The sequence below is a fragment of the Achromobacter sp. Marseille-Q4954 genome (assembly GCF_943737025.1).
GTDB lineage: Bacteria > Pseudomonadota > Gammaproteobacteria > Burkholderiales > Burkholderiaceae_B > Achromobacter > Achromobacter bronchisepticus_A.
The window spans coordinates 244831-257591 of record NZ_CALSFQ010000003.1; the positions used below are offsets into that span (position 1 = coordinate 244831).

General features: G+C 67.6%; 9 protein-coding genes and 1 tRNA gene. 7 read left to right on the top strand and 3 right to left on the bottom strand.

The window, feature by feature from the left end; translation table 11 throughout:
• The first annotated feature begins 21 nt into the window (after nt 1-21).
• Together ybaK and NGK62_RS26760 are read left to right on the top strand one after the other, a co-directional pair.
• Nucleotides 22-510: a Cys-tRNA(Pro) deacylase gene (ybaK, locus tag NGK62_RS26755; RefSeq protein ID WP_118932766.1), complete on the top strand. Its 489-nt coding sequence runs from the start codon at nt 22-24 to the stop codon at nt 508-510.
• Nucleotides 511-645: 135 nt separating this feature from the next.
• Nucleotides 646-1224, top strand: a complete 579-nt coding sequence (locus NGK62_RS26760; RefSeq protein ID WP_054451405.1) for a DJ-1/PfpI family protein — start codon at nt 646-648, stop codon at nt 1222-1224.
• A gap of 69 nt (nt 1225-1293) precedes the next feature.
• Here the strand turns inward: NGK62_RS26760 and adhP are convergent, their stop codons facing one another.
• Entirely contained in the window at nt 1294-2319 is a 1026-nt protein-coding gene (adhP, locus tag NGK62_RS26765; RefSeq protein WP_251881143.1) for an alcohol dehydrogenase AdhP, read from the bottom strand.
• 224 nt (nt 2320-2543) lie between these two features.
• On the opposite strand from adhP, the gene NGK62_RS26770 reads away from it, so the two are divergent.
• Nucleotides 2544-2930, top strand: coding sequence for a ribbon-helix-helix domain-containing protein (locus NGK62_RS26770; protein ID WP_054451398.1), 387 nt, complete (start codon nt 2544-2546; stop codon nt 2928-2930).
• 93 nt (nt 2931-3023) lie between these two features.
• On the opposite strand, the gene pbpG is transcribed toward NGK62_RS26770, so the two are convergent.
• A complete protein-coding gene (gene pbpG / locus NGK62_RS26775) occupies nt 3024-4220 on the bottom strand; it encodes a D-alanyl-D-alanine endopeptidase (protein WP_251881145.1) in 1197 nt (398 codons plus the stop codon).
• 374 nt (nt 4221-4594) lie between these two features.
• Nucleotides 4595-4669: transfer RNA gene (locus NGK62_RS26780), tRNA-Arg, on the bottom strand.
• Between the two features lie 309 nt (nt 4670-4978).
• Here NGK62_RS26780 and NGK62_RS26785 point away from each other — a divergent pair.
• From NGK62_RS26785 to NGK62_RS26800, 4 genes are all read left to right on the top strand, one after another.
• Nucleotides 4979-6178 (top strand): MFS transporter, encoded by a 1200-nt coding sequence (locus tag NGK62_RS26785; protein WP_059380180.1) that lies wholly within the window; start codon nt 4979-4981, stop codon nt 6176-6178.
• A 7-nt stretch (nt 6179-6185) separates the two neighbouring features.
• Nucleotides 6186-6350 carry a hypothetical protein gene (locus NGK62_RS26790; protein ID WP_251881146.1) on the top strand — a complete coding sequence of 55 codons (165 nt, stop codon included), beginning with the start codon at nt 6186-6188 and terminating at the stop codon, nt 6348-6350.
• An 88-nt stretch (nt 6351-6438) separates the two neighbouring features.
• Nucleotides 6439-9102, top strand: coding sequence for a PD-(D/E)XK nuclease family protein (locus tag NGK62_RS26795; RefSeq protein ID WP_251881148.1), 2664 nt, complete (start codon nt 6439-6441; stop codon nt 9100-9102).
• A 3-nt stretch (nt 9103-9105) separates the two neighbouring features.
• A complete protein-coding gene (locus tag NGK62_RS26800) occupies nt 9106-12555 on the top strand; it encodes a UvrD-helicase domain-containing protein (RefSeq protein ID WP_251881150.1) in 3450 nt (1149 codons plus the stop codon).
• Nucleotides 12556-12761: the final 206 nt, after the last annotated feature.

A 12761-nucleotide genomic window follows, 5' to 3' on the forward strand; every position in this document is an offset into this window, starting at 1 on the left:
ATTCCTCTTTCACGCATAACCATGAGCAAAGCCCGCCACGTTTCCGAAACGCCCGCCACCCAGTTCCTCAAGCAGAACAAGGTGGCGTACACGGAGCACACCTATGACTACGTCGACCATGGCGGCGCGGGCGAAGCCGCGCGCCAGTTGGGCCTGGATCCGCATGCGGTGGTCAAGACCCTGGTGATGGAGGACGAGTCCGCCAAGCCCCTGATCGTGGTCATGCACGGCGACCGCGAAGTCTCCACCAAGAACCTGGCGCGCCAAGCCGGTTTGAAGCGGGTGGAGCCCTGCAAGCCCGAGGTGGCGCAGCGCCATTCGGGTTATCAGGTGGGCGGCACCTCGCCCTTCGGCACGCGCAAGAAGATGCCGGTGTGGGTCGAGGCCGAAGTGCTGGACTACCCGGTGGTCTACATCAACGGCGGGCGGCGCGGGTATCTGATCGGCATAGATCCCAAGGTGCTGGTCACGCTGCTGGGCGCCAAGGGCGTGTCCGTCGCTCTGGAGTAAGGCGGGCTTGCGTGGGCGTGGTATTCCCATACCACCACCCTGGCCGATGGCGGCGTCACAATAGGGGCGTAGATCAAGAACCGGAACCCGGCCACGTGGCCCGAACCGGCTTTCCGCCATCCCTGGGAGACAAACATGAGCAAGCGACTGTTGATGCTGGTCGGCGACTACGCCGAAGACTACGAGACCATGGTGCCGTACCAGACCCTGCTGACGGTGGGGCACACGGTGCACGCGGTATGCCCGGACAAGAAAGCGGGCGACACCATCGCCACCGCGATCCATGACTTCGAAGGCGCACAGACCTACACCGAAAAGCGCGGCCACAATTTCGCGCTGAACTATGACTTTGACCGCGTCGAGCCGTCGTCCTACGACGGCCTGGTGATTCCGGGCGGCCGCGCGCCGGAGTATCTGCGCCTGAACGAAAAGGTGCTGGACATCGTGCGCGCCTTCGACAAGGCCGGCAAGCCCATCGCGGCGGTCTGCCACGGCGCGCAACTGCTGGCCGCGGCCGGGATCCTGAAGGGCCGCACCTGCTCCGCCTATCCGGCGTGCGCCCCGGAAGTGCGCCTGGCGGGCGGCACCTATGCCGAGATCGGCATCGACCAGGCCTACACCGACGGCAATCTGGTGACGGCGCCGGCCTGGCCCGCGCACCCGGCCTGGATGTCGCAATTCCTGGCGGTGCTGGGCACGAAGATCACGCCCTGATCGTCAAAGCCACAAAGCGCCAGGGCCGCAAGCTTGCGGCCCTGGCGCTTTTTCCTTGCGGCTTGGATATCAGGCGAAATCGAGCACGATGCGGCCTTCGATCTGGCCGCGCCGCATGCGGTCGAACACGTCGTTGATGTTCTCCAGGCTTTCGGTGGCGACGGTGGCGTGCACCTTGCCCTCTTCGGCAAACTGCAGCGATTCCTGCAGGTCCAGGCGCGAGCCCACGATGGAGCCGCGCACGGTGACGCCATTGAGCACCATGTCGAAGATCGACAGCGGGAAGTCGCCCGGCGGCAGACCGTTAAGCGCCACGGTGCCGCCGCGGCGCACCATGCCCAGCGCCTGCTCGAAGGCCTTGGGCGATACCGCCGTGATCAGCGCGCCGTGAGCGCCGCCGATCTCGCGCTTGAGGTAGGCGGCCGGGTCGGTGGTCTTGGCGTTGACGGTAACCTCGGCGCCCAAGCGGCGGGCGAAGTCCAGCTTGGCGTCGTCGATGTCCACAGCCGCGACGTTCAGGCCCATGGCCTTGGCGTACTGCACCGCCATGTGGCCCAATCCGCCGATGCCGGAAATCACCACCCAGTTGCCCGGACGGGTGTCCGTCATCTTCAGGCCCTTGTACACGGTCACGCCGGCGCACAGCACGGGCGCTACCTCGACGAAACCGACGTTCTTGGGCAGCAGGCCCACGTAGTTGGCATCAGCCAGCGCGTATTCGGCAAAGCCGCCGTTCACGGAGTAGCCGGCGTTCTTCTGCGTTTCGCACAGCGTTTCCCAGCCGCCCAGGCAATGCTCGCAATGCCCGCAGGCGGAATACAGCCAGGGAATGCCGACGCGGTCGCCTTCCTTCACATGGGTCACGCCCGCGCCCACCGCAACCACGTGGCCGACGCCTTCGTGGCCGGGAATGAAAGGCGGGTTGGGCTTGACGGGCCAGTCGCCTTCGACCGCGTGCAGGTCGGTGTGGCAGACCCCGCAGGCTTCTATCTTTACCAGCAATTCGCCCGGACCCGGGCGCGGCACCGCGACTTCTTCGATTGCCAGGGGCTTGCCGAATGCTCGTGCAACCGCTGCTTTCATGGATTTATCCATCACTGCCTCCGAAGTCTGATCAAGATTCCTTATGCTCGAACGTGGACGCTTTCCCGACCATGATTTATATCAACCGAGGGGGCTGCCCGCCGATGCCGGAAACGTGTGGTTGCAGAAAGAGGCCGGCCTCCCGCAGCTTGCCCGGGCCGCGGCAAACGGCGTACAGTCAGCCGTAGGCATCCCGGCCCAGGCCCCAGGCCCAGTCCCGAGTTCCAGGAGCTCCCATGTGTGAAATCTTCATCCGCGCCAGCGAGCAGTCCTACGCGCCCGAAACCCGTTCGCTGCGGCTGCATGGCGTGGCTACCAGCCTGAGGCTGGAACAGCTGTTCTGGCAGGTATTGGAAGAAATCGCCGGCCGCGACGGCATGCGCGTGACGCAGCTGATCGAACGTCTGTACGACGAACTGATCGAGTATCGCGGCGAGGCCGCCAATTTCACCTCATTCCTGCGCGTGTGCTGCCTGCGCTACCAACTGCTGCAGGCAGAGGGCCGAATCCCCTTGGACGCGGCCGTGCCGATCCGTTCGCTCAACCCGCAAGCAGTGCTGGAAGGCCTGCCGCCCACGCTGTACGACGCCCAGCCCCTGCGCCCCAAACGCAAGGCCGCGTAGGCCGCCAACACTGACGCCGCCGCGGCGCCAAAAAACAAAGGGCCCGAATTTTTCGGGCCCTTTGCTCATGTGGCAGCGTAGCGCGGCGGGTGTTCAGCCGCCAGACTGGATCGACGCCATCGCCACTTCGTTCTGCACGATGCGGCGGATGCGCACCGCATCGCCGATGCGGGAGAGCTTGCCCTGCGAATCCAGCAGCACGATGGCCAGGTCGCGGCCGTTGATGCGGGCCAGCATGACCAGGCATTCGCCCGCTTCGTTGATGTAGCCGGTCTTGGACACCTTGATGTCCCAGTCGGGCTTGCGCACCAGCAGGTTGGTGTTGCGGAAGGTCTGCGTGCGGTTGTTGACCTCGACGTCGTACTCGGTATCGGTGGAGTAGCGGTGGATCAGCGGGCGCTGGGAGGCGGCGCGCAGCAGTCGGGCCAGATCGTGCGGCGACGAGACGTTGTCGCTGGACAGGCCGGTGGGCTCGATGAAGCGGGTGCTGGTCATGCCCAGCGCCTGCGCCTTGGCGTTCATGGCGGCCACGAAGGCGGGCAGGCCGCCCGGATAGTGGCGGCCCAGCGCGTTGGCGGCGCGGTTTTCGGACGACATCAGCGCCAGGTGCAGCATGTCGCCGCGCGACAGCTTGGTGCCCACGCGCAGACGCGAGGTGGTGTGCTTGAGGCCGTCGACGTCTTCGTCGGTGATCTCCAGCATTTCGTTCATGGGCAGGTTGGCGTCGACCACGACGACCGCGGTCATCAGCTTCGAGATCGAAGCGATGGGGCGCACCACGTTTTCGTTCTTGGCGAAGATGACCGTGGACGTTTCCAGATCCTGCACATAGGCGGTAGTGGAACGCAGGGCGGCGGCTTCGGCGCGCACCGAGGAGGCGGGCGGCGGCATGGCGGCCGAACCGACCGCGGCAGCAGCGGCGGCGCGTTGCGCGCGCGACGGCTTGTTCGGCTTGCCGCTCTTGCCGGCGGCCGCGCCCTTCTTGGGCGGCGTGCCCTTGGCGGCGACCTGCTTGCCGCCCTTGGGGGCGGCTGCTTTCTTGCCGGAGGAGAATTTGGGGGGAGTTTTCGCGGAGGAGGCGGCTTGTTTGCCCGAGGCGCTCTTGCCGGAGCTGGCCTTGGGGGCCGGAGCCTTCTTCGCTTGTTGCGCCTTGCAGGCCGACGACTTGGCGTTGGTCTTGCAAGGGTCCGTATTCTTCGCGGCTTGCGCGGCGGGGGGCAGGAGCGCGCACACCGCCAGCGCCACAGGCGCTATCGCGTTCGCAATCGCACGTTTCCAGGGAAATGCCATGGTTTGAGCTGGCTTGTCAGTCTGTCAGTAAATGTTTCTTAAGCCGGCGTTTCGTCGGGCCAGAAAAAGTCCAGATGAATTAGAGGCTTACGCGTCGAATTTAAACAGCAATTTCAAGTTGTGCGCAAGGCGATTTGCTATCATCGTCCAAAAAAATAATGGTGACGTATTGACGCAGCTTCAATTCGTCACAAGACAAGTTCGAGAAGCTAACGGCAGGCCGCGCGTGAGCGTAGCCCGGATTAACCCTCATCTGGCTGAACGCGCGAGGTTTTTGTCCATGGGCAGATCAGGACAAGACGTGCTCACAAAGGCCAAGGCTTCGGGCGGATAGGGGGTGCTGGGAAGGAAGGCGTCGGAACCGACGCCAGAGATGGCCTCGCCGGGTGGAATCGAACCACCAATTGACCCTTAGGAGGGGCCGGTTATATCCATTTAACTACGGCGAGACTATTGCTGATCAGGCGGCAAGGCCGGTCGAGTGACCGCGTTTGCTTGCTAAGGCCTTGATATCGCTACGAATCTTTCGGCCCTGAGTTTATCACTGGGGGCACGGGCTTCGGCGCAGGACGCAAGTCTATCAGCAGGCGGCGCAAGCCCCAAATCCGCTGTCCGCAACCCGGCCCGCCGGACCCGGCGCTCAACGGGGCTATTGCCGGAGCGCGGAGGCTATTTGTATATGATGTCCGGGTCCTGCGCTGCGCGCCGGACCGTCCCGTGGAGGGGGCGGCGAACCAAAACAACGAAAAACGGGTTTCATGTCTAACCAAACCGATACGAATTTCACCCGTACCCTGATCGTGGGCACGCTGGTGGTGCTACTCGCGATGGGGGTGCGCGCCACCTTCGGGCTTTTCATGCAGCCGATGGGGCTGGCGCAGGGCTGGGGACGCGAAGTGTTCTCCATGGCCTTCGCGCTGCAGAACCTGGTGTGGGGCGTGGCCTGTATCTTCATGGGCATCCTGGCCGACCGCTACGGTTCGGGCCGCACCATCGCCCTGGGCGCGGTGCTGTACATGCTGGGCATGATAGGCACGCGCTTCGCCACCGATGAAGCCACGCTCTATCTGACCGCCGGCGTGCTGGTCGGGCTGGGACAGGCCGGCACGACCTTTCCGGTGATCCTGCCCGTGGTGGCGCGCGCGGTGCCGCCCGCCTACCGCAGCACGGCGATGGGCATCGCCAGCGCTGGCGGCTCCCTGGGACAGTTCGCCGTGGTGCCCACGGGACAGGTGCTGATCAGCGGCCTGGACTGGCCGGGCGCATTGTGGGTGCTGTCGCTGTTCGTCGCTTGCGGCGCGCCCCTGGCGTATTTCCTGCGCGGACGTCCGCAAGCCCATACCGGGCCGCAGCAGTCGCTGGCCTCGGCGGTCAAGCAGGCGGTGCGCCACCCCTCGTTCCATTTCCTGTTCTGGAGCTATTTCGTCTGCGGCTTCCACACCGCCTTCATCACGCTGCACCTGCCCGCCTATGTCACGGACGGCGGCCTGAGCGCGGGGCAGGGCGCGACCGCCATTGCGCTGATCGGCCTGTTCAACGTCCTGGGTTCGTTCTATGCCGGCAAGCTGGGCGGCAAGTACAGTAAGAAGCGGCTCCTCGCCGTGGTGTACGGCATGCGCGCCTTCGGCATCCTGCTGTTGCTCTGGATGCCGCTGTCGCCTTGGGTGCTGTACGCCTTCGCCGCGTGGATGGGCTTGTTCTGGCTGGGGACCGTGCCGCTCACGCAGGGCCTGATCGGCCAGATCTACGGCCTGCGCTATGCGGCCACGCTGTCCGGCATCGTCTTCCTGGGACACCAGCTGGGCAGTTTCATCGGCGTGTGGCTGGGTGGATATGCCTACGCCAAGACCGGCAACTACGATGCCGTCTGGTGGCTGGGCGTGGCGCTGGCCATTATCGCGGCGCTGCTGTGCCTGCCGGTGCGCGAGCAGCCGGTTGCCCAGCCGGCCACGGCCTGAGACGTCCATGAACCCTGCGACTCGCTCCGCATCCGCCGCCCGCCGCCATCGCGGTTGGCGCGCGGCTGGCGCGCTGGCCCTGGTTGTAGTCCTGGGCCTGGCGTTCTGGGGCTACACCACGCCGGAAATGCAGATCCACTGGGAAAACCTGGCTGCGCTCTGCGGCTTCTAGGCGCTTCTTCCGCTCGGCCTCGCGGTATCCTACGGCGGTATTTCTTCCCTCATCGCGCGCCGCCCGCGGGCGGGCGCCACGGATGCCCATGCAGGACTCATCGCCCTCCTATCCCGATCTATCGCTGCCGGACATCGGCGGCATGCCTGCCGCCGATACGCTGGTGCTGACGGTGAACAACCGCCTGTCGCGCCGGCTCACGCTGGAGCTGGCGGGCCTGCTGCGCCAGGAACGCCAGGTCAGCGAATTGCCGCGCATATTGCCGCTGTCCGCCTGGCTGGCCGATGCCGCCAATGAACTCGCATTCGAGACGGATGGCGATGTGCCTGCCTATCGGCTGGACAGTTTCGCCACGCAGCTGGTGTGGACCGAGGCGATCCGCGCTGAAGAAGCCGAGCGCGTGCTGCTGGATGCGAGCCAGGCCGCGCGTTTGTCGATGGACGCGGACCTGCTGATGGACGAATGGCAACTGCATGTGCCTTCGGGCGCGGATACCGACGAATATCGCGGCTTTGCGAAATGGCGGGTGCGTTACCGTCAGGCGCTGGCCGGCATCGACGCCGAGGACGCCAACCAGGGCTACGCGCGCGTGCTGCGGGCGCTGGAGGACGGACGCCTGCCCGTGCCGCGCCAACTGGTGCTGGCCGGATTCACGGATATGTCGCCGCGCTTTCGTCGGCTCTTGCAGGCGTTTGAAGAGCAGGGCGCGGCCGTCGCGCAGTGGCGCGACGCGCAGCGCGTTGAAACGCCGGCGCGCAGATTCGAGGCTGCGGATCAAGGCGCGGAGTGGCGCGCCGCCGCGGCCTGGGCGGCCGAGCGCCTGGAGGCGCATCCGCAGGGCCGCTACGCCATCGTCTCGCCCCAGCTGGAGGCGGAATCGCCTTTCGCGCGGCGGGTGTTGAGCCAGGCCCTGGCCGGGCGCGGCGGCGAAGCCGCGTACGCCTTCAACGTGGCCGTGGGACGTCCGTTGAACGAATGGCCGATGGCGCGCGCCGCGCTTGCCTGGTTGCGCGCCCTGGCCGAATGCGCGCCGGGCAAGGGCTGCGGCGTCGAGGTGCTGGGCGCGGCCCTGCTGGGCGGGCATTGCGCGGGCGACGTGCGCGACCGCGCTCGGCTGGCCTCGATCGACGCGCGCTGGCGTCGCCAAGCCCAGCTGCACGTCACACCGCAGGATTGGCGCAAGCTGCTGGCGGACCTGCCCGCGTTGGCGCAGGCCTGGAATCAGGCCATGGAAATCTGGACGCAGGGCGGCCGCCAGGCCACTTGCGACGTGTGGATGTTGCGCATGAAGGCCGCGCTGATGGCGTTGGGCTTTCCCGGCGAAGGCGTGCTGGACAGCGTTGGCTATCAGGTGATGGGGGCGTTGGGCGATGCGCTGGGCAGTTTTTCGGCGCTGGCGCCGGCCGCCGGGCGCCTGGGCGGCGTGGCCGCCGTGAACCTGCTGGAAAGCGTGGCGCGTTCCGCCTCGTTTCAGCCGCAACGCGATCCGCAGGCGCGCCTGGACGTGCTGGGTTTGCTGGAAGCCGAGGGCGGCTATTGGGACGGCGTCTGGGTGTTGGGCTTGACCGACGACGTGTTGCCGGCCTCGCCCAAGCCCAATCCGCTGTTGCCGCTGGCCGTGTTGCGCCAGGCCAAGGCGCCGCGCGCCACGCCCGAGCGCGAACGCGAATGGGCCGAGGGCATGTACGCGGCGTTGTGCCGTTGCGCGCCCGAGATCATCGTCAGCCATGCGCACATGGACGGCGAGCGCGAGCTGCGTCCGTCGCCGCTGATCGCGGCGGCAGCGCTGACGGACTGGGCGCCCGCCTCGGCGCAAGCGCTGCCGGCCTTGCCGCAGGAATCGCTGGACGATGCGCAAGGACCCGCGTTGGCGGCCGGCAATCGCGGCGGCGGCGGCCTGGACGTGCTGGACACGCAGGCGCGCAATCCGCTGTGGGCCTTCGTGCGGCATCGCCTGGGCGGCCGCGAAATGGCGCCCTATGCGGATGCGGCCACGGTCAACGTGCGCGGCCAGTTTCTGCACAAGGCGCTGGAACTGGTGTGGGGCATGATGCCCGACCAGGACGCACTGCACGAAGTCATGGCCGAGGGCCGCCTGCCTGCCTTGCTGGAACAGGCGGTGGCGCAAGCCGCGGACGAGGAACTGAAGGATTACGCGCCCGCCTTGCGCACGCTGGAATGCCAGCGCGCCCAGGTCGTGCTGGCGTCCTGGCTGGACATGGAAGCGCAGCGCCTGCCTTTCGCGGTGGCCCAGGTGGAAAAGAACCATCAATGGCAGCGCGGCGCGCTCAACCTGAAGCTGCGGCTGGACCGCATCGACACCCTCGGCGATGGCCGCAACGTCATCGTCGACTACAAGACCGGCGTGGCGGCGGCCAAGCCCGAACCGGACTGGTCGCGCAGCCGCCCCGTGAACGTGCAGCTGCCGTTCTATGCCTCGGTGCTGGCGGACGCCGCGGGCGGCGAAGTGGCGGGCCTGGTGCTGGCGCAGATCCATGCGCGGCAGGTCGCCGCGCAGGGCCTGGCCGACGAAGACCTGGGCGTGCCCGGCGTCACGCTGGCCAGCGACAGCAAGTACTTCGACGGGCTGTCCTGGCCGGATATCCGGCAGCGCTGGCGCACGGCCATCGAAGCGCTGGCCGACGAGTACGCCGCGGGCTACGCGGCCAACGTCGCGTATCGCCGCGATGACCTGAAATATTGCGATGCACTGCCGTTCCTGCGTTTGCATCTGGACGACGAGGACGCATGAGCCATGGCTGAACAAGAACGCTTGCCGCACGACCACATGGCGCGCGCCGACGCGCTGGATCCGACCCTTTCGTTCCTGGTGCAGGCGCCGGCTGGCTCCGGCAAGACCGAGCTGCTGACGGACCGCATCCTGGCGCTGCTGGCCACGGTGAATCGTCCGGAAGAAATCGTCGCCATCACCTTCACGCGCAAGGCCGCGTCCGAGATGCATGCGCGCGTGCTGAGCAAGCTGCGCCGCGGACTGGACGCGCCGCCGGAAGCCATGCACGAGCGCCGCAGCTGGCAACTCGCGCGCGCCGCGCTGGCGCGCAACGACGAGCAGGGCTGGCATCTGCTGGATCATCCCGCGCGGCTGGCCATCCGCACCATCGACTCGTTCTGCGCGGGCCTGGTGCGCAGCATGCCATGGCTGTCGGAGCTGGGCGGCATGCCCGAGATCACGGACGATGCGCGCACCCACTACGAGGCGGCGGCGCGCGCCACCCTGGACCTTGCCGACGACTATGAGGCCGTGCGCATCCTGCTCAAGCATTTGGACGTGGACGTGCAGGCTGCCAAGGAAGCCATCGCCGACATGCTGGGCCAACGCGACCAGTGGCTGCCGCTGCTGCGCCACGGCTCCGACCGCGAGGGCATGGAAGCCATGCTGGCCGAGGCCATCGGCGAAGACCTGGACGCGCTCAGCGAGGCCATGCCCTATGGCTGGGCCGACGCGCTGTGCGGCCCGGCGCGTCTGGCTGCCGCCAATCTGCAGGATGGAGAGGCGGAAAACAAGCTGCTGGCCTTGCTGGACTGGACGGAAGAGCCGCCGCCTGACGCCGAAGCGTTGGAACTCTGGCAAGCCGTGGCGCATCTGCTGCTGACAGGCACCGGCACCTTGCGCAAGACCGTCAACAAGAACCAGGGCTTTCCCGCCAAGTGCGCGCACAAGGAACCGTTCGTGGCGTGGCTGGAAGCCGCCGACCCGGATGCAGTCTGGGTGCGCCGCCTGCATGCGGTGCGGGACGTGCCCGCGCCGCATTTCACCGATGCGCAATGGGAAGTGCTGGGCGCGCAGCTGATGACGCTGGCGCTGGCGGTGGCGCAATTGCGGCTGCGCTTTGCCGATACGGGCGAGGTCGATTTCATCGAAATCGCGCAGCGCGCCGCGGCCGCGCTGGGCAGCGCCGACGATCCGGGCGAACTGCTGCTGAAGCTGGACGCCTCGATCCGCCATCTGCTCATCGACGAATTCCAGGACACCAGCCAGACCCAGCTGGACCTGCTGCGCACGCTGACCTCGGGCTGGCAGCAGGGCGACGGCCGCAGCCTGTTCCTGGTGGGCGATCCGATGCAGTCCATCTACCGTTTCCGCAAGGCGGAAGTGGGTCTGTTCCTGGAAGTCGCCGACATCGGCGTGGGCGAACTGCAGCCGGACTTTCTCAACCTCACCGACAACTTCCGCTCGCAGGCGGGTATTGTCGAATGGGTCAACCAGTCGTTTGCGCAATTGCTGCCCCGGCGCAGCGACGCGGCGGCGGGCGCCATCGCCTACAGCCCGTCCACCGCTTTCCATGAAGCGCTGCCGGAACCCGCCGTGCGTTTTCACCCGGCCTGGTCGCGCGAGGGTGCGGCTTCCGCGGAAACCCAGGCCGAAGACATTGCGGTGGACCTGGTGCGCCAGGCGCTGATCGACCACATGGGCGCCAAGCACCCCGTCGCCGTGCTGGTGCGGGCGCGCAGCCATCTGGGCAACCTGACCCGCCGCCTGGCGCAGGAAGGCATACGCTGCCGCGCAGTGGACCTGGTGCCGCTGGCCCTGCGGCCGGTGGTCGCGGACCTGGTGCAGCTGGTGCGGGCCTTGTCGCACGCCGGCGATCGTCTGGCCTGGCTGTCGGTGCTGCGCGCGCCGTACTGCGGCTTGACGCTGACCTCTTTGCAGCGCCTGTTCGGCGACGACCACATCACGCCGGTTCCGGTGCTGCTGGAACGCGCGTTGCGGATCCCGCCGCAGACCATGCCGGTGGCCTCGGCCAACGCGCCGCAGGGCTCATTGTTCGATGCGGCGCCCGAAGCGCCGGACACGCCGTCGGCGCAGAGCGTGCTTGGCGCCGACGAGTTCGAGCGCTTGCGTCAGGTGGCGGGCATCCTGCTCGACAAGCGCAATGCCTCGGGCGCCATGCCTTTCGCGGCCTGGGTGGAGTCGTTGTGGCGCCGCCTGGGCGGCCCGGCTCTGTATGCCGGCCTCTCTGTCGCCAACGACGCGGAAAGCCTGTTCCAACTGGTCGAGCGCCTGGCGCCGCACGGCGCCATCGACGTCGCGGCGCTGGACACCGGCATCGCGCGCTTGTTCGCGGCGCCGGACGCGGCGGACGAAGACACGGGCGCGGTCGAAATCATGACCATGCACAAGTCCAAGGGCCTGCAGTTCGAAACCGTCATCCTGTACGGCCTGCACCGCGCGCCGCGCGGCGACCAGGCGCCGCTGGTGCGCTTTGAGCAGAGCGGCGGCCGCGTGCTGTTCGGCCCGGTCAAGCCGCGCGCCGAAACCGAGGCAGATCCCCTGTCGCGCTACCTGGGCGCACGCGAGGCGCGCCGCGCCTCCTACGAAATCGACCGCCTGCTGTACGTGGCCGCGACGCGGGCGCGCAAGCGCCTGCACCTCGTGGGCCACGTGTCGGTGGACGAAGCCAGCGGCCAGGTCAAGACGCCGTCCTCCGCCAGCCTGCTGGGCCGCTTGTGGCCTTGCCTGGCCATACCGACGCCGCCATCGTTGGATGGCGCAGCGGTAGTGCAGGAGGCCGACGGCCCCGAGTGGCAAGGCGAACCCTTGCGGCGCGTGGACCGCGCCGGCCTGGCTCAACTGGCGCGGGTGGCGGACGTAGCGGTCAGTCCCGGCTTCGGCGCCCCGGCGCGCGGCGCCTGGGGCGATGGCGGCGAACATCCCGCCTGGCAATTGGAGGCCGGCTACGACGCCGCCATCGGCACCTTGTCGCATGCCTGGCTGGCGCGCATCGGCCAGGACGGCGTGCAGGCCTGGTCCGCCGACGCGCTGGCCGAACGCCTGCCCGCCATGCGGCGCCAGCTGACGCGGGCAGGCATCCCGGCCAGTCAGGCCGACGCCGCCTCCGAAGCCGTGCTCGAAACCCTGCAAGCCACCCTCGCCGACGAGCGGGGCCTGTGGCTGCTGTCCCAATCCGGCGCCCGCCGCGAATGGCCCCTGATCGACGCCGCCGGCAAGGTATCCGTCATCGACCTGGCCCTCAGCACCGAGGACGGCTGGCTCATCGTCGACTACAAAACCGGCCGCCCGCACCCCGGCGAACTCCCCACCGCCTTCGCCGCCCGCATGCGTCAACGCCACGGCGACCAACTGCTGCGCTACTGCGCCCAAGTCACCGCCCTGGACGGCCGCACCGCCCGCGCCGCCCTCTACTTCCCAAGAGCACACGCCTGGATCGACTTGAAGGAATAGTTGAAGGGAAGTCGACAGAGGCAACACAACCGGGTAGTTCAGGGTGGGCATCAAGCAAGCAAAGCGCCGCGCAACAACCCCAGCAAGGCAAAGCGAAGCGAGCCAAAAGGACCAGCGAAGCGACGTCCCAACCCCCTCCCCCTCGGGGGGAGGGCTGGGGAGGGGGCCCACATACTGCCCCCTGGGGCCCGCCGGCCGAGATGCTA